The following is a 25,005-nucleotide window of genomic DNA, read 5'->3' on the forward strand; positions in this document are numbered from 1 at the left end:
ACGACAGGTTAAAGACTTATCCGGCAATCTGTTGCGGTTCCGCCTGGTAGTCATTGGCGGCCTCGGCCCGCAGACGGTTTTCATCGCGCCCCTGGGCTATCTGGCTTTCGGTCAGATGTTTTTGCCACATACGGGCAACAAACATCACCAAATCGCCGCGCTGTTCCAGCGGATCGGTAAATTTCAGGCGCATTTTCGGGGCATCAAGGCCCCGGCGGCTCATGACCTCGACATTATATTTGCCGCGCAACCCGTCAATTTCCACCACCATCTTGCGACCGCGTTCCCATTTTTGCGACGGTGTAACCGAAAGCCCGCCAATCGACAGGTCAAACAGGCTGGTTTCAATACGCGATCCGTTGTCATCAAACACAACCCGGATCTCGCGGCCCGCCTTGATAATCGGGTCGTTGTTTTTGTCATTATCCTTTTCTGCCGCATCGCGCACCGCCCGATTAAGCGACAGGGTCAATTCACTGACATGTTCGGTCACGTCATCGGCATGGCCGGTTAAATCAAGGCTCAGGTTACGGGTATGGTCAATATCGCGCGAAACCTCCATAATCGCCTCGCCGACATTTTTGGCGGCATCGCTGGCGGCCTGAATCGCAAGCGTAATTTCCTCGGTTTCCCGGCGTTGCTGAATAACATCACCGGCAACCTCGTCGGAAATGGTCATCATATCGCGCACCGTCACCCCGACATTTTCCATCGCCGAAACACAACGGTCCGTTACGCTGCCCATCGCGCCCACATGGCTGGTGATCTGTTCGGTGGCTTCGGCGGTTTGTCCGGCCAGGTTTTTCACCTCGGCGGCAACCACGGCAAAGCCACGCCCGGCCTCACCGGCCCTTGCGGCCTCGATGGTGGCATTTAGCGCCAGCATGTTGGTTTGCGCGGCTATACCCCGAATAAGGTCCACCATCTGCTCAATCCCGCTGGCAACTTCGCGTAAATCATCCACCGCAGCGGCAGACTGACGGGTGCTGTCCACGGCGGATTGGGCAATGGTGCGCTGGCGTTCCACCCGCCCGGCAATGCTGCCAATCGCGCCGGAAAGGCGGCTGGCGGCATCGCTGATCGACTGGGCATGTTCGCGGCTTTGCTCGGCGGCACTGGTGGCGGCTTCGGTCTGGCCATTCACACGGTCGGCGGCGGCGGCAACTTCGCCCACCGCATCGCGCATCCGGTTCACCTGCCGCGAAACCGATTCCACCAGCCCCGACGTTTCGCCTTCAATCGTTTCGGCCATTCCGCCCAGCGATGCGCGGCGTTTTTCCTCTTCCTGGCGCTGAAGTTCGATGCGTTCCTCGGCCATTGTTTCAATTTTCAGGGCATTATCCCGGAAAATCGACACCGTACGCGCCATCGCGCCAAATTCGTCACGGCGGTTAATATCGGCAAGGTCAATATCGGTATCATTACTGGCAAGGCGGTTCATGTCGCCATTCACCCGACGCAGCGGGCGCAAAATGCTGGTTGCCGTACCGGCTGCCAGAATAATGGCAATCAGGGCCCCGACCACGGCAACAATCATGTTGGTGATGGCGGAACTTTCCGATTTGCCATGCACCACATCCACCAGCTCATTCTGTCCGGCAATGGCTTCGGTTCGGATTTGCCCGGTAATTTTCTGCACTTCACGTACAGCCGCCTTAAAATCATTCATCGACTGGCTAAAGCCGCTAAACGACCCTTCAAGCTGGTTTGCCCCCTGCTTGAGCAGGTCATTATCGCGCGTGGCATAGGAAAACAGCTTTTTATCCGCCCGCTTTAACTTCCCCATCGCTGATTTGATTTCTTCGTGCAAGTCGGTCAGGGCCGCCGTGGCATTCCGCGCGGTCTCCAGGGCTGCTGGCGTATGCACAATCGCATATTCAAGATTGGCAACAATGGCGTTCAAATTCGCTTTCGACAGTTTATCACCATATTTTTCGGCAATTTCCGGGTCACGTTTATTAATAAACGATACCAGTTCCGACGATGATCCGCCCATCTGATTGGCACCCAGCAAAATGGTATCGGCCGATGCCGTCATATTTTCGGCCCGCAGCACCAGGGGTTCCAGGGTGGCAATATATTTTTCTGCCAGAACCTTAAGCTCGTTTGCCTTGGCCTCGTCCCCAATGGCAATCAGGGCATCGGCCAGGGATTTGCGGCTGGCAATGGCATTGTCCTGAATGGTGGCAATTTCGCTGCGCACATCCGGGTCCACCGTTTGCGCATACAGCAACACCTGGTTTGACAGGCGTTCCAGCTTCAGCGCGTAATCATTGGCAAGACCGACCAGCTCGGTTCGTTTGGCAATGCGGTCCGCGTCACTGGCAAATCCCAGCAAATACCAGGATGAAAGCGCACTCAAGCCCAACAACATTGCCACAAGGATCAAAAACCCGGCGTAAATGCGATGGCCAATACGAATTCGGTCAAACAGCATGACGGCTCCGAAAGGTCGGTAAAAAAAGTTCATGCTGCTGCCTTAGCGCGAATTCATCTGTGCGGATGTAACAGTTCCATTAAGATGATGTTTCAGCCCGTTTTTCACCAAAACAATCAATATCAACGCATCAAATGAACATTTATTCTGACGTTCGGCGCAACAAATGAACCTACCCTTACGATCAGCAATCCCCGTTAGCCATGCACAACCACCCTGGGGAGAATATTTGAGTGCGATTCGCCATAAAAAACGCCCCTCTCTCGTCACACAGCCAAATTGTATGGCATCAATATTGTACAAGATGACATCCGTTTTCCGCGTTATAATGCCATCATGACCATTCTGACACACCCCTCCCGGGCGACCCAGCGCCCCCTTGAACGTGCCCGCCACTGGCGCGCGGCAGAGGGTATTGACCTGTTTGAAGCGGATTATAAACGCTTCACCTTTCCCAAACACAGCCACGACTATTACGCCTTTGGCACGGTGTTGAACGGGGCCGAGAAATTTACCACACGCGGCACCAGCCATATTGCCCGGCGCGGGCAGTTGATTGCCATGAATCCGATGCAGGTCCATGATGGCGGCCCGGGCTGCGATGACGGCTACCATTATCAGGTGCTGTTCATTAACCCGCAAATCTTTGCCGATCTTGTGGCGGAAATTTCACCCAAAAGCAAAGGCCTGCCCAGCTTTAACCAGCATGTCATCAACGATCCCGAGCTGCATTTGCTGTTGCAAAAACTCCATCGCATTTTTGCCCCCGAAGGCCGGCATTTAACCAGCGATCTTGAACGCAACACCCAGCTTTTTTACAGTGCCGCCCGTCTGGCGCTGCGCCATGCCGATACAGCACCTTATGATTTCAAACCCGGGGCCGAAGACCGGCGTGTCCGCCAGGTCATCGATTATATGCACAGCCATCAGGACGAAAACATATCCCTGGAAAAGCTGGCAGCCTTAACCGGGCTTAGCCGTTTTCATCTGCTCCGCGTTTTTCGCGACGCCACCGGCCTGCCGCCGCATACCTATCTGAACCATATGCGCCTGCGCCGGGCCAAACGGATGCTGTTTGACGGTTGCAGCATTGCCGATACGGCGGCTGCCACCGGCTTTGCCGATCAAAGCCATTTGAACCGGCATTTCAAGGCCATGTGGGGGGTCAGCCCCAGCGCCTTTATTCCCCAGCCCCGATAACAGCAATTTTGTCCAAGACCGGAACGTTTCAAAACTGGCATCAATGGATCAATCATAAATGCCATCAGGAAACAGTTCGGGAATTATCATGTCAAGCGGCCCCCATTTCTCCGCCGAGGCCATCCGGCGCGGCGCCATTGCCTGCCTGCCCCTGCTGCCCAGTACCTTTATTTTCGGCGCGGTTCTGGGCGTGCTTGCCACCCAGCGCGGGCTTGGCCTTGGCGAATTGCTGTTCATGAGCCTCACGGTCTTTGCCGGCTCCGCCCAGTTTGTCTCGGTTGATCTGTGGCGCGAAACCATTCCCGCCCTCACCATCATTGTTGCCACCCTGATCATCAATTTGCGCTATGTCCTGATCGGCGCATCATTGCGCCCGGTTTTTCGCGGGCGGCCCTTGTGGGTTAAAATCTGTGCCATGCACATGGTGGCCGATGAAAACTGGGCCATGACAATGGCGCAAAAGGAAACGCCCATACCGGGCTTTTTGCTGGGCGGCGGCATGTTCCTTGGCGTGGTCTGGGGCAGCGGCAACACCATTGGCTATCTGCTGGCAGGCGGCATACCCGACCCCAATGTCTATGCGCTTGATTTCGCCTTTACCGCCATTTTCGCCGCCCTGACCATTGGCATGTGGAAAGGCCGGGAAGACCTGCTGCCCTGGGTCGCGGCGGCCATCGGCGCCATCATCGGGCATTATCTATTGCCCGGCACCTGGTCGATCCTTATCGGGGCCGGGGCCGGTGTGGTGGTTTCCGCCCTGACCTGGAAGGGCGATAACGACACATCCGCCCAGCCTGAAATCGTCACATCATCGGCAACAGGCGTATCAGGCGATGATTATGTGCCAAACCCCGACGATCCCCGCTTTTCATCGCGCGCCGGAGAATAAACCATGCCCGATTTCACCAGTTTCACCCCCGAAGCCGTGCTGACCATTCTTGGCATGGCCGTTGTGACCTATGGCATGCGGCTGGGTGGGCTTTTAATGGCAGACCGCCTGCCCCAAACCGGCCGCTGGGCCCATGTGCTGGAACGTCTACCCGGTGCTGTTTTAATTTCCGTCTGGGTGCCCAGCGCGCTTTCCGCCGGGCTGATCGGCATTGTCGGTGCGACAGCCACCCTGCTTGCCATGATCATGACCCGCAACCTCTTTGCCGCCATGATCGCCGGTATGGGGCTGGTTGCGGCAGGACGTTATTTTTTCGGAGCCTGATGCTCAACCCGTCAGTCTCCCCGTGTCACGCTTCCCCCGTGACACGAAGCCGCCAGTTCTGCGATCTGGCGGCTTTTTTTTGCAATAATCACATAACAAAAAACCGCCCGACATGAACCGGGCGGTTTTTTTTCAAACTATCATAACAGGCTTAATCGCGTGTTTTACGCCGCAACCATATTCTGCTCGCGGGTGGCTTCAAATTTGCATTTCGGCCAGTCGCGTTCGGTGGTTTCAAGGTGCCAGGCGTTACGCGCGATGAAAACCAGCGTATCGTCATGGTCCTCGAACAGGGCCGACTGGTTGGCATCGCGGAACTTTTTCATTTCCACCGGGTCATCACACATTACCCAGCGCGCGGCATAGGCCGGGGTCGGTTCAAAATGCACCTTGATGCCATATTCGGCCGCGATGCGTTCTTTCAACACCTCGAACTGAAGCTGCCCGACCACACCGACGATCCAGTCCGCCCCCATCATCGGCTTGAACACCTGTGATGCGCCTTCTTCGGCCAATTGTTCCAACGCACGCTGAAGATGTTTGCCCTTTAACGGGTCATCAAGGCGCACCTTTTGCAGCAATTCAGGCGCAAAGGCCGGAACACCACGGAAGCGCAAATCTTCGCCTTCGGTCAGGGTATCGCCAATCCGCAACGTGCCGTGGTTGGGAATGCCAATAATATCGCCCGGCCAGGCTTCTTCGGCAATGTCGCGTTCATTGGCAAAAAACAGCATCGGATTATGCACCGCCATCTGTTTGCCCGCCCGCACATGCTTAAGCTTCATACCGCGTTTGAAATGGCCCGAACACAGGCGGATAAAGGCAATACGGTCCCGGTGGTTGGGGTCAATATTGGCCTGTACCTTGAACACAAACCCCGCCACCTTGGGTTCGACGGCTTCCACCATGCGGGTTGCCGCTTCCTGCGGGCGCGGGGGCGGTGCGATATCGCCAAGTCCGCGCAACAGTTCGCGCACGCCAAAATTATTGACCGCCGATCCAAAGAAAACCGGCGTCAGATGCCCCTCGCGATAGCTTTGCAAATCAAAAGGCGGGCAGATTTCGCGCACCATTTCGATTTCTTCGCGCAGCTTTTCCAGAAGATAATCCGGGATCAGTTCATCCAGCTTCGGATCATCCAGCCCCTTGATCGGAATGGCATCCTTGACGACATTACCGCCTTTTTCCATGAACAGAAGCTGGTCATTGACCAGATCATAACAGCCATGAAAATCCCGGCCCGAGCCAATCGGCCAGGTTACTGGCGATACATCAAGCGCCAAATCCTGTTCGATCTGGTCAATCAGTTCAAACGAATCACGGGCTTCGCGGTCAAGTTTATTGACAAAGGTGGTGATCGGCACATCACGCAGACGGCAAACTTCAAACAGCTTGCGTGTCTGGGACTCAATACCTTTCGCACCGTCAATCACCATCACCGCGCTGTCCACTGCGGTCAGCACGCGATAGGTATCTTCGGAAAAGTCTTCGTGGCCCGGCGTATCAAGCAGGTTGAAGATGTTCTTTTCAAACTCGAAGGTCATCACGGCCGAGGACACGGAAATACCGCGATCCTGTTCGATCTTCATAAAGTCCGAACGTGCACCGCGCTGTTCCTTTTTCGCCTTCACCGCACCGGCCATCTGAATGGCACCCCCGAACAGCAACAGCTTTTCGGTCAGTGTCGTTTTACCCGCATCCGGGTGGGCAATGATGGCAAAGGTCCGGCGGCGCGAAACCTGTTGGTCGATCGACGACATGGTAGTTCCAATTATCCTGACACATTCAATTGCGGCGCACTGTAGCGATTTTTGGCCGCGTTACCACAATGAAATCATCATATCGGACATGAAGCACGCTGTTAGGCGCCAAAAACGATACCGACACGATGCAACCCCGGAGCAAATCGGGCAAAAAATTCGATCTTTTCCCTATCCGTTTGCACGATCATGCCGCAGTGAAGCAATTTTTGCCTTCGCAACTGCAAGATAAACATTTGAAATCAGTGATTTTCCAGATTCATTCAAATTTAACAATGCAAAAAAGGATGACAAGCCCCGTAAAGCGGGCGTAGGATTCTTGTGTCCGGTCATGAGCCGGGCTTAACAGGGGACAAACGAGTGCCGCAAATCAGCGTCTCACATCGTATCTTTTCTCCCCCCGGATCGCGGATACAGCCAGTATCGGGATCCGGCCAGTTGCCTAGACCGTCCTCTTACTTTTTGCACGATGAAGATAGTTCGCGCGCCTTTCCTGCACTGGAATGGCGCGTTTTACTTTTTGCACAACGTAAACCGTCAAACCGAAATGGGGACTTTTCCGGTTTTGGCAGTTTCAAATCGCGAGGTGATCATCATGGGTAAGCGCGCAGCACGCCGTCGGAGCCGTCCGCAACAGGCAGACAGCAACATCCACGAACTGTTCGATGGTGACAAATCCGGCTGGGACCCCCTGGCAGAGCAGGGCCAGAATGTTCCACCATCACAACGCGATCAAAGTTTCCGCCACCATATCCGGCCAAAAAGCGAAAACCAGGCTGCCCTGATGGAGGCGATTGACAATTTCAACCTGGTCCTGGCCCTGGGCCCGGCAGGCACGGGCAAAACCTATATCGCGGTTGCCAAGGCGGTCGAGGCGCTTGATGCCGGGGACATTGCCCGCATTGTTCTGGCCCGCCCGGCTGTTGAAGCGGGCGAAAATATCGGCTTTCTGCCCGGCGATGTAGAGGCCAAAATGGCCCCCTATCTACGCCCGCTTTATGATGCGTTGAATGACCGGCTGGGGGCCAAACGCCTGCGCACCTATCTGTCAGACGGCACCATTGAAATTGCACCAATTGGCTATATGCGCGGCCGCACGCTGAACAATGCCTTTGTCGTGATTGACGAGGCACAAAACTGCACCTACGGGCAGCTTAAAATGCTGGTCACGCGCCTGGGCTGGAATTCCACCATGATCCTGACCGGCGACCCCGACCAGACCGACCTTCTGCCCGAACTTTCCGGCCTCTCGGAAATGTCGGACAGATTGCAACATGTCGAGGATATTGCCTGCGTGCAGCTCCGCGACAAGGATATTGTCCGCCACCCGCTGGTCGCCAGCATGCTGACCGTGCTTTAGGTTTTCAGGCCGTCGCACGACAGAAACAATCACTAACAGCGCGGCCCGGTCATCCGGGCCGCCCTTTTTCTTTTATGTGCCGTTATGGCTGATCACGGCAGATCCGCCGTTTCCTTTGCCATGTAAAGGTCGCCGCCATCGCGGTATTTCTCCGCCATCGCTGCCATGCCCTCTTTTTGCGCATCGGCACGGATGTCATGGGATATCCGCATGGAACAAAATTTCGGCCCGCACATGGAACAGAAATGCGCCACCTTATGGGCTTCCTTGGGCAGGGTCTGATCATGAAAAGACCGGGCCGTTTCCGGGTCCAGCGCCAGATTGAACTGGTCTTCCCAGCGAAATTCAAACCGGGCACGCGACAGGGCATCATCGCGAATGCGCGCTGCCGGGTGGCCCTTGGCAAGGTCGGCGGCATGGGCAGCAATTTTATAGGTGATCACCCCGGTTTTCACATCATCGCGGTCCGGCAGCCCCAGATGCTCCTTTGGTGTGACGTAACACAGCATCGCCGTGCCAAACCAGCCAATCATCGCCGCCCCGATGCCCGATGTAATATGGTCATATCCTGGTGCAATATCGGTGGTTAGCGGGCCCAGCGTATAAAACGGTGCTTCACCACATACTTCCAGTTGCTTGTCCATATTGTGTTTGATCTTGTGCATCGGCACATGGCCCGGCCCCTCGATCATGACCTGGCAATCGTGATCCCAGGCGATGCGGGTCAGTTCGCCCAGAGTTTCCAGTTCGGCAAACTGGGCGGCATCGTTGGCATCGGCGATGGAGCCGGGGCGCAAACCATCGCCTAATGAGAAGGTCACATCATAGGCCCGGCAGATTTCGCAAATTTCGGCAAACCGCTCATACAAAAAACTTTCACGATGATGATGCAGGCACCATTTCGCCATGATCGACCCGCCGCGCGAGACAATGCCCGTTACCCTTTCCACCGTTAGCGGAATATGATGCAGGCGCAGCCCGGCATGAATGGTAAAGTAATCCACGCCCTGTTCGGCCTGCTCGATCAATGTGTCGCGAAACACCTCCCAGCTCAGATCTTCAGCAATGCCGCCAACCTTTTCCAGCGCCTGATAAAGCGGCACCGTCCCGATCGGCACTGGCGAATTGCGGATAATCCATTCGCGAATATTGTGGATATTGCGCCCCGTTGACAGATCCATCACGGTATCGGCCCCCCATCGCGTGGCCCATACCATTTTTTCGACCTCTTCCTCCATCGAGGATGTCACCGCCGAATTACCGATATTGGCATTGATCTTGACCAGAAAATTCCGGCCGATAATCATCGGTTCCGCCTCGGGATGGTTGATATTGGCGGGGATCACGGCGCGGCCACGGGCAATTTCATCACGGACAAATTCGGGCGTGACAAAATCGGGCACGGCAGCGCCAAAATTTTCGCCATCCTGCACCTGCCCGGCATTGGCGCGCATCCGACCCAGATTTTCGCGAATGGCGACAAATTCCATTTCCGGGGTAATGATGCCGGCCCGCGCACAGGCAAGCTGGGTCATGGTGCCGTTACGGGCGGCGCGCATGGGCCGGTGGCTTACGGGAAAAGGCTCAACCGCGTGGCGGGTGCCCTCGGCGCCACCATTATCAACGGCTTGCACGCTGCGCCCGTCGTAACGTTCAAAATCGTCACCATTTTTGATCCAGCCATGACGCAGGCGCGCAAGACCCTTGCGAATATCTATTTCCACATTCGGGTCAGTATAGGGGCCCGATGCGTCATATACGCGCACCGGGGGTTCGCCCGCCGTGGGATGCAGCGAAATTTCACGCATGGGCACCCGCAATTGCGGGTGCAACACACCGGAAAGATGAATTTTCTGCGATGCCGGCAGGGCACCACAGGTAATTTTAACGTCAGGATTAAAGGCAGGCATCAAAGGCTCCTTTGCGTTTGCAATGGAGACCCAGTTCCGCGTCAGGTTTCAGATGAAATTATTCCCCGCTAACGATCCAAAATCGCCATTTCCCGCAAAAGCGCGGTATATGTGCCCGTCAAACCGTTACCAGCGCCCCTGTTTGGGGCATCTGCACCATCCCTACGCCAGTACGAACTGGATCAGGTTCAAAGGGTCACTACGCGTAAAGCCAAAAACTTTACCCAGCAGAATCTCAGCCCCTTGCCAGGGCCCCCCAGGTGATCGGGAATGAGGATTGCAATTTAAAGAAGAACTGTCAATCGCCCGCATGAAGGCGGCATGACGGAAACATCACTGGCCCCGATATCGGCGCCAGACAACAGACGATAATATGCACCGGGAAAAAGACGCTGCGTTTAGCGCCCGGTTGCCAGTTCGCTATTGGAAACGGGAATGTCATCCATGCCCACCTTGCGCGCCCGCGCGGCATGCCAGAATTCCGGGTCCTCGGTATAGCCGTTGAATTCATCCAGATGGATGTCTTCTGGCGGTTCGGGATGGATGGTAATATCCAGGTCGGGATATTCACCCCGAATGCTGTCCATCACCTGATGGCAAATGGTATGCGCCTCGCGCATCAGCATACCGCCATCCATGATCAGTTCGATCTCGGCAAAGCGATGCACGCCCGATGACCGGGTGCGCAGGCGATGAATACCAATCACAGATTTGTGTTTCATGGTCAGTTCAATAATGCGCTGACTGTCGGATTCGGGCAGCTCCTTGTCCATCAGCACTGATACGGCCTCGCGGCCCACCTTGCCTGCCGAATAAAGCAGAAACAGCGCCACAATGCCGCCAATCACCGGGTCGGCCCACAAAAAGCCCGATCCCACCATCAACAGGGCCACAATCACGGCCGCGTTCGCCAGAATATCCGAACTGTAATGCAGCGAATCGGCCTCGACCGCCATTGAACCGGACATCCGCATCGCCTTGCGTTGCAGCAAAACCAGGCCAATCGTCATCACCAGCGACGCCACCATAATATAGATGGCTTCATTCGCCAGGCGCATCGGTTGCGGGTCCATCAGGCGCGAGGACGCCTCGGCCAGCACCAGCACCGCCGCGCCCAGCATGAACGCGGACTGAAACAGCCCGGCCAGCGGTTCCGCCTTGCCATGCCCAAAACGGTGGTCATGGTCCGCCGGGCGCCAGGCACTGCGCACCGCCATGAAGTTGATCACGGACGTCCCGATATCCAGCATGCTATCAATCATCGAGGAAAGCAGACTGACCGAATCGGTCATGAACCAGCCAATCGCCTTGATAACGATCAGGGTCGCAGCGATGATAATGGAGGCCGTGGTTGCCCGACGCGCCCACATTTCCCGCTGTGCAATGTCGATAACGGGACATTGGTTCATTGTACGACCCTTCGGTGTGGCTGATTTGGCACTCAAACTGGGTGTATATAATAATTCTATTTAATGTGCCCGTGCAAATAGCGCAAATTTGATATTCCGCAAGGTTTCCAAACTTTGCATCACACATTATACCGGCTCGAACCTGAATATAAAGGACGCGCACGCCCCCATGATCGTTGAACTCGGACACTATGCCCTCGTACTGGCGCTGGCGATGGCCTTTGCACAGTCTACCGTGCCCTTTCTGGCCGCCGCCCGCAATGATGCCGCGCTGCTGCGCGTGGCCCCGCGGACCGCGATCGCCAGCTTTGTTCTGATCGCTTTTGCCTTTGGCGCGCTGACATATGCCTATGTCACGTCCGATTTTTCGGTTCTTAATGTGGTGGAAAACAGCCATACCGCCAAACCGCTCATTTATAAAATCACCGGGGTCTGGGCCAATCACGAAGGCTCGATGCTGCTATGGGTCATGATCCTGGCTTTGTTTGGTGCGGCGGTCTCGGCCTTTGGTCGCAATTTGCCACCCAGCCTGCTGGCACGTGTGGTTGGCGTTATGGGGTTGATCGCGGTTGGATTTTTGCTGTTCATCCTGCTCACCTCCAACCCTTTTGAACGCATTGCCAATCCGCCGTTGAACGGCCAGGGGATGAACCCGCTTTTGCAGGACCCGGGCATCGCCATTCATCCGCCGTTCCTGTATCTGGGCTATGTCGGTTTTTCCGTTGCCTTTGCCTTTGCCGTTGCCGCCCTGATCGAAGGGCGGGTTGACCCGGCCTGGGCACGCTGGGTCCGGCCCTGGACACTGGCAGCCTGGGTTTTTCTGACTGCGGGCATCGGCCTTGGCTCCTGGTGGTCCTATTACGAACTGGGCTGGGGCGGCTGGTGGTTCTGGGACCCGGTGGAAAACGCATCCTTCATGCCGTGGCTGGCGGGAACAGCACTTTTGCATTCGGCCATTGTGGTTGAAAAACGCGATGCGCTTAAAAGCTGGACCATCTTTCTTGCCATTATTGCCTTTTCCTTCTCGCTGCTCGGCACCTTTCTGGTGCGTTCGGGCGCGCTGACCTCGGTTCATGCCTTCGCGACCGACCCGAAACGCGGCATCTTCATTTTGGCCCTGCTGGCCCTGTCGGTTGGTGGGTCCTTTGCGCTTTATGCCTGGCGTGCGCCCACCCTTAAGGGCGGCGGGCTGTTTCAGCCGATCTCGCGCGAAGGGGCACTGGTCTTTAACAATGTGCTGCTTTCCATTGCCGCAGCAATGGTGTTTTTGGGCACGCTTTATCCGCTGTTTCTGGAAACCCTGACCGGCGAAAAAATCTCGGTCGGTGCGCCCTTTTTTGATTCCACCTTCGTGCCGATCATGACGCCGCTGATCATTGCGATGGCCATTGGTCCCTTCCTGCCTTGGAAACGGGCCGATTTGTTTGTCGCCATTGGTAAACTGAAACTGGCCATCGCCATTGTCGTGGTGACAGTTCTGGTAACGTACTGGCTATCGGGTGGTCCGGCCTTTGCCCTGTTTGGCATGGGGCTGGCAGTGTGGCTGTTTGTCGGCTCGCTTCTGGAATGGGCCGGACGGATCAAACTGTTTCGCGAACCATTGGGTAACAGTTTTCGTCGCATGCGCAATCTGCCGCGTTCCGCACATGGCATGATGCTGGCCCATGCCGGGGTCGCCATCGTTATTGCCGGAATCACCGGCTCCCAGGCCTGGACAACCGAAAGCGTGCAGGCAATGGCGGTTGGCGACAGTGTCAAGGTTGGCAGCTACACCTTTACGCTCGATGACATCAAGGAAGTTCAGGGACCAAACTATATGGCGCGTCAGGCCCATATCACGGTCCAGCATCCGGGCGACAAAACCACCATTCTTGCCCCTGAAAAACGCATCTATACCGTTGAAGGCCAACCAACGACGGAAGCCGCCATCAAATCGGGTTTCATCGGCGATGTTTATGCCGTGCTGGGCGACCCGGATGACAATGGCACTTGGGTCACGCGCTTTTACATCAAACCAATGATCCCCTGGATGTGGGTTGGTGGACTGATAATGGTGGCGGGTGGCCTGTTGTCGCTCTCGGACCGGCGCTATCGCGTGGGAGCGCCCAACCGGTCGCGCAAAAAAGCCGCCAAAACCGGCCCGACGGCCCAACCGGCCGAATAACCGGCAAAAACGAACACAGGATACCCTTTACCCATGACCGTCTGGATTGTTTTTGCCCTCGTTACCCTGGCTGTTGCAGGCTATGTGCTGTGGCCTGTTATGGCTGGAACCCGTCGTGGTTCGTCCGCCGCCGGGGATGAAACCGCTGATCAGAAAACCGTGCCATCCTCTACCCGGTCCGACCTGTCCGACCAGGATGAATTGCAACGGGACCTGAGCGTTTACCGCGACCAGCTTGCCGAAATTAACCGCGACATCGAACGCGGCGTGTTAAATGCCGAACAGGCCGATGCCGCCCGGATCGAGGTCCAGCGCCGGATTCTAGCCACCGACCAGCGCATTCAGGCGCGGGCAAAAAAACGCACCGGCAAAAAAACCGGTACCTTTGCCCGGCCGGTGGCCGTTGCCCTGATATTAATCAGCCTGATTGGCGGGCTGGGGCTTTATCTTGATCTGGGCCACCCAGCCCTGCCCGACCGCCCGATTGCCCAGCGTAGCGACGAAATCCTGGCAGCGCGAAATGCCCGGCTGCAAAATAACGAACGCGAACAGGCCCTGCGCAAGGCGGTTGCCGACCTGTCAAACAAGTTGATCCAAAATCCCGGCAATATTGAAAACTGGGAAATGCTGGGTAACAGCCTGATGGCGCTGAACCGCCCGCAGGAGGCCCAAACCGCCTTTCTGGAAGCCGTTAAACTCTCCAATCGTGACGGGGCCTATCTTGCCATGTATGCAGAGGCCATTATTCGTGCCAGCGACGGCCAGGTCACGGCAGCCGCCCGGGGCGCCCTGGAAGAAGCGGCAAAATCGGGCAATCATAACCCGCGTATCGCCTTTTACCTTGGCGTGGCCGACCTGCAACAGGGCCAGACCCAGGCCGCCCTGGAACGCTGGATTGCGCTGGCAAACAGCGCCCCGGCCGATGCCTCCTGGTTGCCATTGGTTGTTCGCCAGATCGAACAGACGGCAACCGCCAGCGGCATTGACATCTCTGGCCGGTTAAAACTGCCTTCTGTCACGACACCCCCGGCGATTGCCGGCAATGCCGGCCCCTCGCAGGAGGATATGAAGGCCGCCGCCGAGATGACACCCGAAGAACGCCGCAAAATGATTGAAGGCATGGTCGACCGGCTTGCATCAAAGCTTGCGGAAAACCCGCAAGACCCCGATGGATGGGCACGGCTGATGCGCGCCTATATGGTCATGGGCATGAAAGACAAGGCACAGGAAAGTTATCAACAGGCGCAAACTGCGCTTAAAGACAACAAACCGGCCCTGGCCCAGCTTGCCGCCCTGGCAGACCAGGTGGGACTGACCACCAATTAGGCAACATCGCCTTCATTGCTGCAAAACGATCCGGTTTCAGACACGCTTCCATCATATGGAATGACGCGTTTTGCCAAGTGTCTTTTTCTGTCCCGCCAGAAGAAGATCGTACAGCCGTACAGTGCCGGGATCAAAGAGTCTGAACGCTGTGGGGGCCAAAGATGCACCGGCCCAAAGGGTGGTGTTTGTCGTCGTTTCGGCTTCGTCTTCGTCCCCGGTTTGAACGGGGATCCTGCGGGTTATACCTTGTCAAACTGTACCCAACGCGCCCCAAACTGTATCAACCGAAAAGGGCTGGATCGACCAGGAGTTCCTGCAGTAGCTGTCGATACGACTCCTGCAAGGTACAAGCAAACCCTCCGTATAAGGGGACCTGTTTTAAAACGCCTCAGACATGCCGAATGAAAAAAAGCATCTTTCACCTGCACGTATTTCGTACTTTTATTTCATAAAAGCGAAAAAAAGTCGTCTTTTGGCACTTAGCGACTAAATTGAAAACGACAATCAAAAACGGTTACCCTATAAATATTCGGCGATGCTATAGTCTAGTTTAGGCTGATACTAGCTTTCCGGGGTACAGGGCTTGTTCGCAAGGATAATAAAACATGAGAAGCATGTCATCGGTAAAAACGGCAAGCGATTTATTGCTGATAGAAGATAATCCCGGTGATGCACGCCTTGTCGAGGAAGCCCTCAAGGAATTTTCCCGTCCGGTGAACCTGCATCACGTCAAGGATGGCATCACCGCGTTGCAATTTCTCCAGCAGGACGGACAATATCGCAATGCGCCACGACCAAAGCTTATCCTGCTGGATTTGAACATGCCGCGCAAGGATGGCCGCGAAATGCTGCGTGAAATCCGCAATGACCCGGCATCGTCCAGCATCCCCGTTATCGTACTCACTACATCGGCCGCCGAACGCGATGTCGATCTGTGCTATGCCGCCGGGGCCAATTGCTATTTGCGCAAACCGGTCGATGTCATTGAATTTATCGATCTGATGAAAATGATCGAAACCTTCTGGCTCGATACGGCACTTACGCCTTCATAATCACGAAATACCGCCAAAATAACAACAATCAATCGCGTGCAGGCGCTTCAAACGGCAAAAACACTTAACAAGTGCCCGGTTGTCACACAAAAAGGGCCGCCATCGTTTGATAGCGGCCCTTTTTAAAACAATGCAACCGATCAGTTCGTCAAGGCGGTGATCAGTGCAGCGGCAATTTCAACATCACGTTCGGCATTGGCCTTTTCGTGAGGCGTCTTTGCAGCCTCGAACGCTGCCTTTGCGGCTTCCAGACGGGTCTGTGCTTCATCTGCCTTGATGTCGGCAATTGAAACGGCTTCTTCCGCCAGGATGGTGCAACGCTCGGGGTTAACCTCGGCAACACCGCCAGCTACAAAAATGCGTTCCGAAACCTTGCCACCCATATAGATGTCAATGACGCCCGGACGAATGGTCGAGATCAGCGGTGCATGCTTGGGCAGTACACCAAAGTTCCCTTCCGTGCCCGGAACGACAACCATCTCGACCGGCTCGGATTTGAGCAGGGCAGACGGTGAAACAAGTTCCAGTACAGTCGTATCAGTCATGACAGTCCTCGCTCCTTACCCGGAGGGGGACCGAAGCTGCCTTAGGCAGCTTCGGCCATCTTTTTGGCTTTCTCGACGGCTTCTTCGATGGTGCCGACCATGTAAAATGCCTGTTCGGGCAGATGGTCATATTCACCAGCGCAAATGGCCTTGAATGCCTTGATGGTGTCTTCGAGCTGAACGAACACGCCCGGAGTACCGGTGAAGACTTCAGCAACATGGAACGGCTGCGAGAGGAAACGCTGGATCTTGCGGGCACGGGCCACGATCAGCTTGTCGTCTTCAGACAGTTCGTCCATGCCGAGAATGGCGATGATGTCCTGCAGGCTCTTGTAGGTCTGCAGCACGCGCTGAACTTCACGGGCGGTTTCATAGTGATCTTTACCGATCACACCCGGGTCAAGCGCACGCGAGGTGGAGTCAAGCGGGTCCACGGCCGGATAGATGCCGAGCTCGGCGATCTGACGGTTCAGCGTGGTGGTCGCATCCAGGTGGGCAAACGAGGTTGCCGGTGCCGGGTCGGTCAAGTCGTCAGCCGGGACGTAAATGGCCTGGACCGAGGTAATGGACCCTTTTTTGGTCGAGGTAATACGTTCCTGCAGCGCACCCATGTCGGTTGCGAGCGTCGGCTGATAACCCACTGCCGAAGGAATACGACCCAGAAGGGCGGACACTTCCGAACCAGCCTGGGTAAAGCGGAAAATGTTGTCCACGAAGAACAGAACGTCCTGGCCTTCTTCGTCACGGAAATATTCCGCGAGGGTCAGACCGGTCAGAGCAACACGTGCACGGGCTCCGGGGGGTTCGTTCATCTGGCCATAAACCAGTGCGGCCTTGGAGTCCCCTTCGAGGTTGATAACGCCCGATTCCATCATTTCATGATAGAGGTCGTTCCCTTCACGGGTACGTTCACCAACACCAGCGAAAACCGAATAACCACCGTGGCCTTTTGCCACGTTGTTGATCAGTTCCATGATGAGAACGGTTTTACCCACGCCAGCACCGCCAAACAGACCGATCTTGCCGCCCTTGGTGTACGGTGCGATCAGGTCGATGACCTTGATGCCGGTCACAAGGATTTCGGTGTCGGTGGACTGTTCGGTGAATTCAGGGGCTTCACGGTGAATCGGAGAGGTCTTTTTCGCATTGACCGGGCCACGTTCGTCAACCGGCTCGCCAATAACGTTCAGAATACGACCCAGGGTTTCCGGACCAACCGGAACCGAGATCGCATCGCCGGTATCAATGACTTCCTGACCACGCTGCAAGCCTTCGGTGGTGTCCATAGCAATGGTACGGACGGCACCTTCACCAAGATGCTGTGCAACTTCGAGAACCAGACGCTGACCGTTGTTGTCAACATGCAGCGCGTTCAGAATGGGCGGCAATTCGCCGTCGAATTTAACGTCGACGACGGCGCCCATCACCTGGGAAATTTTCCCCGCCTTCTTGTTCGCCATAGGTATTGTCTCCTGCTCGGACAAATCTATCCGTTAGTTCCTGCGACCCGCTTACAAAGCCTCGGCGCCGGAAATGATTTCAATCAGTTCGTTGGTGATCTGCGCCTGACGTGAGCGGTTATACTGGATGCTCAGTCGGTCGATCATATCGCCGGCATTGCGGGTTGCGTTATCCATTGCGGACATCCGCGCACCGTGTTCCGAAGCACTGCTTTCCAGCATGGCCCCGAAAATCTGGACGCCAACATTACGTGGCAGCAAGTCTGCCAGAATGGCTTCTTCCGACGGTTCATATTCATAAATCGCCGAAGCACCTTTTCCGTCAGCTTCCTGGTTGTCTTCCTGTGCCTCACCGGCAAAGGGAACCAGTTGCTGTTCTGTCACCACCTGCGAAATCGCCGACACGAATTTGTTGTAGAAAATCGTGCAAACGTCGAATTCGCCGTTATCGAACAGCTCCAGAACCTTGTCTGCAACCGCGGAAGCCTCGGAAAAATCAATTCCCTTTTTGCCTTCAATACCGGAATAGCGCGCGATAATCGCATCGCCATTGTCGCGTTTGAGGGCATCGGCACCCTTGCGGCCAACACAGATAATCTTGACCGTTTTGCCGTCGGCTTTCAGTGCGCGAATTTTCGCACGGGCCGCCTTGACGATCGAAGCGTTAAAACCGCCGCAAAGACCACGATCAGCGGTGAAAACAACCATCAGATGGGTGTCTTCCCGGCCGGTCCCCGACAACAGTTTCGGCGCTCCCTGCGAACCACCAACCGCAGCAGCAAGCCGTCCCAGCATCGTCCCCATGCGTTCAGCATAGGGACGGGCTGCTTCGGCTGCATCCTGCGAGCGACGGAGCTTGGACGCGGCCACCATCTTCATCGCCGAGGTAATCTTCCTCGTCGATTTGACGCTGGCAATGCGCGAGCGCAAGTCCTTCAAACTAGCCATTGCGTTTCCTCCTTCGCCTAAAGTTCAGACTTTTACGCGAAGGTCTTCGCGAACTTGTCGAGGAACGCCTTCAGTTTTGCTTCGCTGTCAGCCGACAGGACCTTTTCGGTGCGGATCGCATCGAGAATGTCTGCGCCAGCAGAACGGATTTCCGAGAGGAACTGTTCTTCAAACGCACGGACCTGCGAAACAGAGATCGCATCGAGATAGCCTTTAACACCGGCATAAATCACGACAACCTGCTCTTCAACCTTGAGCGGCGAGTATTGCGGCTGCTTGAGCAGCTCGGTCAGACGCGCGCCACGGGCCAGGAGCTTCTGGGTTGCCGGATCAAGGTCCGATGCGAACTGTGCAAATGCTTCCATTTCACGATACTGGGCGAGCTCGAGCTTGATCGAACCGGCAACCTGTTTCATTGCCTTGATCTGTGCCGAGGAACCCACACGCGAAACCGACAGACCCACGTTCACAGCCGGGCGAACGCCCTTGTAGAACAGGTCGGTTTCAAGGAAGATCTGACCGTCGGTGATCGAGATCACGTTGGTCGGAATAAAGGCCGAAACGTCGTTGCCCTGGGTTTCGATAACCGGCAGAGCGGTCAGCGAGCCAGCGCCGTTTTCGTCATTCATCTTGGCCGCACGTTCCAGCAGACGGGAGTGCAGATAGAACACGTCGCCCGGGAAGGCTTCACGTCCCGGCGGACGACGGAGCAGCAGCGACATCTGACGATAAGCCACAGCCTGTTTGGACAGGTCATCATAGAAGATGGTGGCGTGCATGCCGTTGTCGCGGAAATATTCACCCATTGCACAGGCAACGAACGGTGCCAGGAACTGCATCGGTGCCGGGTCCGAAGCGGTCGCTGCGACGATGATGGTGTTTTCCATCGCGCCACGCTCTTCAAGAACCTTGACCACCTGGGCAACGGTCGAACGCTTCTGACCAACAGCAACATAGATGCAGAACATCTTGTCGCTGTCAGAAGCAGCGGCGTCGTTCACCGGCTTCTGGTTCAGGATGGTGTCAACGATGATGGCGGTCTTGCCGGTCTGGCGGTCGCCAATGATCAGCTCACGCTGGCCACGTCCGATCGGAATCAGCGAGTCGATCGACTTGATACCGGTCTGGACAGGTTCATGAACCGATTTACGCGGGATGATGCCCGGTGCCTTGACGTCAGCAAGGCGGCGTTCGGACGCCTTCAGGTCGCCCTTGCCGTCAATCGGATTGCCCAGCGCGTCAACAACGCGACCCAGCAGTTCCTTGCCAACCGGCACGTCAACGATGGCGCCGGTACGTTTTACCTGGTCGCCTTCTTTGATCGTACGGTCAGAACCGAAAATAACGATACCGACATTGTCTTCTTCCAGGTTCAGGGCCATGCCCTTAATTCCGCCGGGGAAGTCGACCAGTTCACCAGCCTGAACATTGTCAAGGCCATGAACACGGGCAATACCGTCACCAACAGAAAGAACCTGGCCGACTTCGGCCACTTCGGCTTCAGCGCCAAAATTGGCAATCTGATCCTTGAGAATAGCGGAGATCTCCGCGGCGCGGATTTCCATCACGCAACCCCTTTCATAGCGAGCTCGAGCTTCTGCAATTTGGTACGAAGCGAGGCATCAAAAACCCGGGAACCGACCTTGACGACAAGGCCGCCAAGAACCGCCGGATCGACATTCAGGTCCACTTTAACAGTGGCACCGACTACTTCCTTAAGAGCGCCGGTAACGGCTTCGATCTGCTCGTCCTTTAACGCGGTCGCCGAAGTCACCTGGGCGGTCACTTCGCCACGATGGGCGGAGAGCATGGAAAGGTAAGCTTTGATTACGCCCGGCAGGACGAACAGGCGCCGTTTCTGACACAGAAGGCCAACCGTTTTCTTGGTCAGCTCGGAAATACCGAGCTTGTCAAGAAGGGCTGCCATAGCATTCGCCTGCACATCCCGGGAAATCACGGGACTACGGAGCACATTACGCAGATCATCGCTTTCGACGATGGCCTGGTCGAGCAATTCAAGATCGCCTTTCACCACATCAAGCTGGTCAGCCGAGGAGGCCAACTCAAAAAGTGCAGTTGCATAACGTCCTTGCAGCCCGGTCGCGGCAGTATTTTGGGACACCGGTGAAAGCCCTCAATTCTGGTTATGAGAACGACTCGGATACATATAAAAAAATGATCCCCCGAAGAGATGGCCCTTCGGGAAGCGAGCGTTTGGTAGCACATGTCCCAGTAAGGAGCAACCCCCGCGCAACCGCAATTGTCACGACTTTGGCAACTCATTTCATTCCGGGGCCATCATCCTTGAAAAATCGCGGCTTTTTGCCCTTCACCCGGCATGGTTCCCGCCTATGAAAATCGTGCTTTTTTGCCCAATGCGCGACCAATTCATCGCGAATCTCGAAGATTCAGGCAAAATTATGCCATTCACCCCGATCACCCTCGACGCAAGTGTGAACGAACACACATAATCGCCAACCTGGGCGGGAAAATTTTGCCCAAGAAAATGCACCCTTGGTCGATTCCTTTAAAAAGATTTCGTGATCGGGAATCCGTAACCATTTTCCTGCACCCCGGCCCCAGCACGTGATCGCAGACAAAATCAAACATGCGACCCGGTACCATCGCCCTTGGACTGCCACGCACGTTTGCGGTTAATCGCCATTTTGGCATCGGTCTGTGTCTGCAAATCCAGGCCGAACTGATCAACAAGCCGATGAAGCAAAATCATGACATCGGCACTTTCCCGGCCAACCTCCGTCACGTCGTTTTCCGCCACCGCCGCACGCAATTCCTGCATTTCCATCATGGCGCGATCCACCAGCACCACCGGATCAGCCACCGGGCCAAAGGTTTCCTCCGCCCACCGGCAAATTGTAGCCTGATTTTCTTTTTCCATGCTGCCTCCTCAAAACACTCTTTCCTGGGCATAAACCATTGTCATACCGGAAAAAATGCACCGGGTAATCATGCTTTCCCCGGCCCGCATCACAGCAAATACCGGCACAAACTCGTAGCGCAACGCAGCAAATCAATCGTCATATGCCGTCGATTCTTAATACTTTTGCTCTTTATATCTTCTAAAAGTATAGGTAATAAGCAATTGATAGAAAGCCGGGAACCACCATTGTGATAGACGGGTTCGACGACATCACCTTACATCGATTTGCCTTCCATATCATGGCAATGATCCTTTTGGGATGCCTTGCTTTATTGCCGCGTGCCAGCCACGCGCACACGCTTGTCATTGAAGGTCTCGCAGAACCCCCGTTAAAATGGTCCCGTTTCGGAAAACCCCAGGGCATTGATGTTGACATCCTGACCGAAGTGCTGCGCGAAATGGGCATCGATGACTATGTTTTTCGTTTTGTCGATAGTGGCCGACGCCTGCTGCGCAATGCCGAAACAGGGGAATCCGACATTGTCATGAGCCTTTCGCGCAATGATACGCGCGAGAAGTATCTTTTATATCCCGCAGAATCGCATATCTCGCTGGATTGGCGATTTGCCGTTCGCGCTGCGGACCGGGACTATATTCACTATGACACGCTCGACGATCTCGCCCCCTATCGTATTGGCGCAGCGGCAGGATATTCCTATACACCAGCCTTCTGGGAATCGGATCTCGATATCATCACGGTTGCCCGCAACGACCTGTTAATCCCGATGCTCCTGGAAAACAGGGTCGATGTGGTGCCGGTCAACTACCTGACAACCGTTTACAGTGCCGTGCAAAAAGGATGGCGCAACAAAATCGCGTTTTTGCCCCACCCCTTGCGGCGCGCGCGTTATTATAACCCCTTCAGTCGAGCCTCCGTTTATCCCGACAAGGCCCTGTTCCTGCGCCGATATGACGAAATCATCCGCGAAATGCGCGAAGATGGCCGACTGGAGGCAATCGTTGCACACTATATTGGCCCCAACCGTATTGAGGGTGCACACCAAAGCCTGACAGGCCCACAAACCAGCACGCAGTAACAGACACAGAACAAACAGGCCTACATGAAGCTATAGGGGTCAATATCGACCTGCACCCGCACACTGCCCGGCGTTTTCACCCGGCTGAGCCAATCCTGGATCACTGCCTGCACCCTGACCGATTTATCGGTGCGCAGCAAAAACCGCCGACGGAAGCGCCCGCGCAATAATGACAGCGGCGCCGGAGCCGGGCCCAGTACCACAATACCCTCGCCGCGCGGTGCAACCCGGCCAATCCGCCAGGCGGCTTCATCAACCTCGTTTTCCTTTTTCCCGGAAACAATCAGGGCTGCCAGCTTGCCATGCGGCGGCATGCCGTATTTCATCCGTTCCGAAAGCTCGACCTTGTCAAACGCCTCGCGGTCGCCCGCCGCGATCGCCTTGATCACTCGGTTATTCGGGTCCGCCGTTTGCAACAGCACGGTGCCCGGTCGCTCCCCACGCCCCGCACGCCCTGCCACCTGGGTCAACAATTGATAACTCCGCTCTGCAGCACGTAAATCCCCGCCCGCCAGCCCCAAATCAGCATCAATCACACCGACCAGCGTCAGCATGGGGAAATGATAGCCCTTGGCCAAAATCTGGGTGCCAATCAAAAGGTCAACCTCATGGTTGTGCACCCGCTCCACCAGCGCGGCGGCCGCCTTGGGCCCGGCAATGTTGTCTGATGTCGCCACCTCGACTTTCAAATCCGGGAAGGTTTGGATGGCCTCTTCATACAGGCGTTCCACCCCCGGGCCACAGGGGGCAAGTTTTTCTTCCGCCCCGCAGGCCGGGCAAGCATCGGGGATTTTGGCCGAATATCCACAATGATGACACTGCAACTTGCCCCAGGCCCGATGCTCCACCAGCCAGGCGGTACAATTGGGGCACTGAAAACGATGCCCGCAGGCCCGGCACAGGGTTAAGGGCGCATATCCCCGCCGGTTCAAAAACAGCATCGCCTGTTCACCGGCCTCAAAGGTTTCCACCAGCCTTTGTTTCAGGGTCGGGGTGATCCAGCGTTGCCGTTCGGGTTTATCCACCCGGATATCGACAATCTCGACACTGGGCAACACGGCAACCCCGTGGCGCTGGCCCAGCACCACACTTTCATACCGCCCGGCTTCCACATTCGCCAGAGTTTCAAGCGAGGGTGTCGCGGATGCCAGCATCACCGGAAATCCCCCCAAATGCCCGCGGGCGACGGCCATATCGCGCGCATGATAAATCACACCATCTTCCTGCTTGAAGGCATGTTCGTGTTCTTCGTCCACCACAATCAGGCCAAGGTCACGATAGGGCAAAAACAGGGCAGATCGCGCCCCAACCACCAACCGGGCAGAACCATCGGCCACCGCGCGCCAGGTTTCGCGCCGTCGCGCCTGCCCGACTTCGGAATGCCAAAGTGCCGGTTCTACGCCAAAGCGGTCACGAAACCGCTGCAACCACTGTGCCGAAAGGGCAATTTCGGGCAGCAGCACCAAAACCTGCTTGTCCTGGGCCAGGGCGGCGCGCACGGCTTCAAAATAAACCTCGGTCTTGCCTGACCCGGTGACACCATCAATCAAAATGGTGGAAAACCCGCCTGCCGCGACCTTTTCACATAAAAGATCGGCAGCCTTTTCCTGATCTTCCGACAGGTCCGGGCGCGGGATGGATAAATCCGGCAGGGCAAAGGGCGATGGTGGCGCGACCTGTTCGCGCCGTACCATACCTGCCTCCACCAGCCCCTTGAGCACGCTGGCAGTGGTGCCGGTTTCCTGCAAAATATCGGCCTGCTCCAGCGACGGGTGATCGGCCAGCAGCGATAGAATGCGTTTGCGCGCCGGTGTCATACGAATATTGGCCTGCGACTCGGTGAGGCCATGCGCCAGCCCAAAACGAAAAACCGGTTTGGGCGCATCAAGCGCGTCACTGACACTCATCGCCATGCGCAAAACAGCCCCTTGCGGGCTCAGGGTATAGGCCGAGACCCAATCGATGAAGCGGCGTGTTACCGCAGGCATTGGTGCAGCTGGCAGCACCCCGTAAATATCGCGCAGCTTGGCCGGGTCCACCTCGCCCGTGGCATTGCCCCAGACAACACCACGCTGGGTTTGACGTCCCAGGGGAATTTCGACAAAATCGCCCGGCGCAACATCCAGCCCCTCGGGAAGGGCATAGTCATAAGGCCCCGCCAATGGCAGGGGAGCCAGCACGGACACCGTGCGACGTTCAAACAGATTTCCCGTTATGGCCTTTGCGGCGCACATATATTATAA

General features: G+C 56.0%; 19 protein-coding genes and 1 riboswitch. Of the genes, 8 read left to right on the top strand and 11 right to left on the bottom strand.

Annotation, left to right across the window (positions count from 1 at the left end):
• Positions 1-16: 16 nt before the first annotated feature.
• Positions 17-2,437, bottom strand: coding sequence for a methyl-accepting chemotaxis protein (locus tag TH25_RS19600; protein ID WP_114090019.1), 2,421 nt, complete (start codon positions 2,435-2,437; stop codon positions 17-19).
• 336 nt (positions 2,438-2,773) lie between these two features.
• On the opposite strand from TH25_RS19600, the gene TH25_RS19605 reads away from it, so the two are divergent.
• The 3 genes from TH25_RS19605 (at position 2,774) to TH25_RS19615 (ending at position 4,850) form a co-directional block, all read left to right on the top strand.
• Complete coding sequence (locus tag TH25_RS19605) at positions 2,774-3,637, top strand: AraC family transcriptional regulator (RefSeq protein ID WP_114090020.1); 864 nt, start codon at positions 2,774-2,776, stop codon at positions 3,635-3,637.
• Between the two features lie 88 nt (positions 3,638-3,725).
• Positions 3,726-4,526 carry an AzlC family ABC transporter permease gene (locus TH25_RS19610; RefSeq protein ID WP_114089987.1) on the top strand — a complete coding sequence of 267 codons (801 nt, stop codon included), beginning with the start codon at positions 3,726-3,728 and terminating at the stop codon, positions 4,524-4,526.
• A gap of 3 nt (positions 4,527-4,529) precedes the next feature.
• Positions 4,530-4,850, top strand: coding sequence for an AzlD family protein (locus TH25_RS19615; RefSeq protein WP_114089988.1), 321 nt, complete (start codon positions 4,530-4,532; stop codon positions 4,848-4,850).
• A gap of 164 nt (positions 4,851-5,014) precedes the next feature.
• Here TH25_RS19615 and TH25_RS19620 read toward each other — a convergent pair whose 3' ends face one another.
• Positions 5,015-6,610 (bottom strand): peptide chain release factor 3, encoded by a 1,596-nt coding sequence (locus TH25_RS19620; RefSeq protein WP_114089989.1) that lies wholly within the window; start codon positions 6,608-6,610, stop codon positions 5,015-5,017.
• A gap of 595 nt (positions 6,611-7,205) precedes the next feature.
• Here TH25_RS19620 and TH25_RS19625 point away from each other — a divergent pair.
• Positions 7,206-7,970 (top strand): PhoH family protein, encoded by a 765-nt coding sequence (locus tag TH25_RS19625; RefSeq protein WP_114090021.1) that lies wholly within the window; start codon positions 7,206-7,208, stop codon positions 7,968-7,970.
• Between the two features lie 92 nt (positions 7,971-8,062).
• Here TH25_RS19625 and thiC read toward each other — a convergent pair whose 3' ends face one another.
• The gene (gene thiC, locus TH25_RS19630; RefSeq protein ID WP_114089990.1) at positions 8,063-9,880 is read right to left on the bottom strand and encodes a phosphomethylpyrimidine synthase ThiC; all 1,818 of its coding nucleotides are present in this window, start codon (positions 9,878-9,880) and stop codon (positions 8,063-8,065) included.
• A gap of 141 nt (positions 9,881-10,021) precedes the next feature.
• Positions 10,022-10,149: riboswitch (TPP riboswitch) on the bottom strand.
• A 129-nt stretch (positions 10,150-10,278) separates the two neighbouring features.
• Positions 10,279-11,289: a cation diffusion facilitator family transporter gene (locus tag TH25_RS19635; protein ID WP_114089991.1), complete on the bottom strand. Its 1,011-nt coding sequence runs from the start codon at positions 11,287-11,289 to the stop codon at positions 10,279-10,281.
• A gap of 169 nt (positions 11,290-11,458) precedes the next feature.
• On the opposite strand from TH25_RS19635, the gene TH25_RS19640 reads away from it, so the two are divergent.
• The 3 genes from TH25_RS19640 to TH25_RS19650 all read left to right on the top strand — a co-directional run bounded on the left by TH25_RS19640 (position 11,459) and on the right by TH25_RS19650 (position 15,831).
• The gene (locus TH25_RS19640) at positions 11,459-13,453 is read left to right on the top strand and encodes a heme lyase CcmF/NrfE family subunit (protein ID WP_114089992.1); all 1,995 of its coding nucleotides are present in this window, start codon (positions 11,459-11,461) and stop codon (positions 13,451-13,453) included.
• 33 nt (positions 13,454-13,486) lie between these two features.
• Positions 13,487-14,779 carry a c-type cytochrome biogenesis protein CcmI gene (gene ccmI / locus TH25_RS19645; protein WP_114089993.1) on the top strand — a complete coding sequence of 431 codons (1,293 nt, stop codon included), beginning with the start codon at positions 13,487-13,489 and terminating at the stop codon, positions 14,777-14,779.
• 605 nt (positions 14,780-15,384) lie between these two features.
• A complete protein-coding gene (locus TH25_RS19650) occupies positions 15,385-15,831 on the top strand; it encodes a response regulator (RefSeq protein WP_258549233.1) in 447 nt (148 codons plus the stop codon).
• A 140-nt stretch (positions 15,832-15,971) separates the two neighbouring features.
• Here TH25_RS19650 and atpC read toward each other — a convergent pair whose 3' ends face one another.
• From atpC to TH25_RS19685, 6 genes are all read right to left on the bottom strand, one after another.
• Positions 15,972-16,376: an ATP synthase F1 subunit epsilon gene (gene atpC, locus TH25_RS19655; RefSeq protein WP_114089994.1), complete on the bottom strand. Its 405-nt coding sequence runs from the start codon at positions 16,374-16,376 to the stop codon at positions 15,972-15,974.
• A 41-nt stretch (positions 16,377-16,417) separates the two neighbouring features.
• Entirely contained in the window at positions 16,418-17,836 is a 1,419-nt protein-coding gene (gene atpD / locus TH25_RS19660) for a F0F1 ATP synthase subunit beta (RefSeq protein WP_114089995.1), read from the bottom strand.
• A 51-nt stretch (positions 17,837-17,887) separates the two neighbouring features.
• Entirely contained in the window at positions 17,888-18,784 is an 897-nt protein-coding gene (locus TH25_RS19665; protein WP_114089996.1) for a F0F1 ATP synthase subunit gamma, read from the bottom strand.
• Between the two features lie 32 nt (positions 18,785-18,816).
• On the bottom strand, positions 18,817-20,349 hold the full coding sequence (atpA, locus tag TH25_RS19670; protein ID WP_114089997.1) for a F0F1 ATP synthase subunit alpha: 1,533 nt from the start codon (positions 20,347-20,349) through the stop codon (positions 18,817-18,819).
• On the bottom strand, positions 20,349-20,906 hold the full coding sequence (locus TH25_RS19675) for a F0F1 ATP synthase subunit delta (protein WP_114089998.1): 558 nt from the start codon (positions 20,904-20,906) through the stop codon (positions 20,349-20,351). The genes atpA and TH25_RS19675 overlap by 1 nt, the downstream gene beginning before the upstream one ends.
• A gap of 480 nt (positions 20,907-21,386) precedes the next feature.
• Positions 21,387-21,683, bottom strand: a complete 297-nt coding sequence (locus TH25_RS19685; protein WP_114090000.1) for a nucleoside triphosphate pyrophosphohydrolase family protein — start codon at positions 21,681-21,683, stop codon at positions 21,387-21,389.
• A 230-nt stretch (positions 21,684-21,913) separates the two neighbouring features.
• Between TH25_RS19685 and TH25_RS19690 the strand changes: the two genes are divergently transcribed.
• Entirely contained in the window at positions 21,914-22,762 is an 849-nt protein-coding gene (locus TH25_RS19690; RefSeq protein WP_258549234.1) for a substrate-binding periplasmic protein, read from the top strand.
• A 20-nt stretch (positions 22,763-22,782) separates the two neighbouring features.
• On the opposite strand, the gene TH25_RS19695 is transcribed toward TH25_RS19690, so the two are convergent.
• On the bottom strand, positions 22,783-24,996 hold the full coding sequence (locus TH25_RS19695; protein ID WP_114090001.1) for a primosomal protein N': 2,214 nt from the start codon (positions 24,994-24,996) through the stop codon (positions 22,783-22,785).
• Between the last annotated feature and the right edge of the window lie 9 nt (positions 24,997-25,005).

This window comes from Thalassospira profundimaris (assembly GCF_003326755.1).
GTDB classification, from domain to species: domain Bacteria; phylum Pseudomonadota; class Alphaproteobacteria; order Rhodospirillales; family Thalassospiraceae; genus Thalassospira; species Thalassospira profundimaris_B.

Excerpts from the sequence above, each read along its gene's own strand:
- TH25_RS19665 (WP_114089996.1), bottom strand. The coding sequence starts at position 18,784 with ATGGCTAGTTTGAAGGACTTGCGCTCGCGCATTGCCAGCGTCAAATCG.
- atpC (WP_114089994.1), bottom strand. The coding sequence starts at position 16,376 with ATGACTGATACGACTGTACTGGAACTTGTTTCACCGTCTGCCCTGCTC.
- TH25_RS19635 (WP_114089991.1), bottom strand. The coding sequence starts at position 11,289 with ATGAACCAATGTCCCGTTATCGACATTGCACAGCGGGAAATGTGGGCG.
- atpD (WP_114089995.1), bottom strand. The coding sequence starts at position 17,836 with ATGGCGAACAAGAAGGCGGGGAAAATTTCCCAGGTGATGGGCGCCGTC.
- TH25_RS19640 (WP_114089992.1), top strand. The coding sequence starts at position 11,459 with ATGATCGTTGAACTCGGACACTATGCCCTCGTACTGGCGCTGGCGATG.
- TH25_RS19685 (WP_114090000.1), bottom strand. The coding sequence starts at position 21,683 with ATGGAAAAAGAAAATCAGGCTACAATTTGCCGGTGGGCGGAGGAAACC.
- TH25_RS19610 (WP_114089987.1), top strand. The coding sequence starts at position 3,726 with ATGTCAAGCGGCCCCCATTTCTCCGCCGAGGCCATCCGGCGCGGCGCC.
- TH25_RS19600 (WP_114090019.1), bottom strand. The coding sequence starts at position 2,437 with ATGCTGTTTGACCGAATTCGTATTGGCCATCGCATTTACGCCGGGTTT.
- TH25_RS19605 (WP_114090020.1), top strand. The coding sequence starts at position 2,774 with ATGACCATTCTGACACACCCCTCCCGGGCGACCCAGCGCCCCCTTGAA.
- TH25_RS19615 (WP_114089988.1), top strand. The coding sequence starts at position 4,530 with ATGCCCGATTTCACCAGTTTCACCCCCGAAGCCGTGCTGACCATTCTT.
- TH25_RS19620 (WP_114089989.1), bottom strand. The coding sequence starts at position 6,610 with ATGTCGTCGATCGACCAACAGGTTTCGCGCCGCCGGACCTTTGCCATC.
- TH25_RS19695 (WP_114090001.1), bottom strand. The coding sequence starts at position 24,996 with ATGTGCGCCGCAAAGGCCATAACGGGAAATCTGTTTGAACGTCGCACG.
- atpA (WP_114089997.1), bottom strand. The coding sequence starts at position 20,349 with ATGGAAATCCGCGCCGCGGAGATCTCCGCTATTCTCAAGGATCAGATT.
- ccmI (WP_114089993.1), top strand. The coding sequence starts at position 13,487 with ATGACCGTCTGGATTGTTTTTGCCCTCGTTACCCTGGCTGTTGCAGGC.
- TH25_RS19650 (WP_258549233.1), top strand. The coding sequence starts at position 15,385 with ATGAGAAGCATGTCATCGGTAAAAACGGCAAGCGATTTATTGCTGATA.
- TH25_RS19625 (WP_114090021.1), top strand. The coding sequence starts at position 7,206 with ATGGGTAAGCGCGCAGCACGCCGTCGGAGCCGTCCGCAACAGGCAGAC.
- thiC (WP_114089990.1), bottom strand. The coding sequence starts at position 9,880 with ATGCCTGCCTTTAATCCTGACGTTAAAATTACCTGTGGTGCCCTGCCG.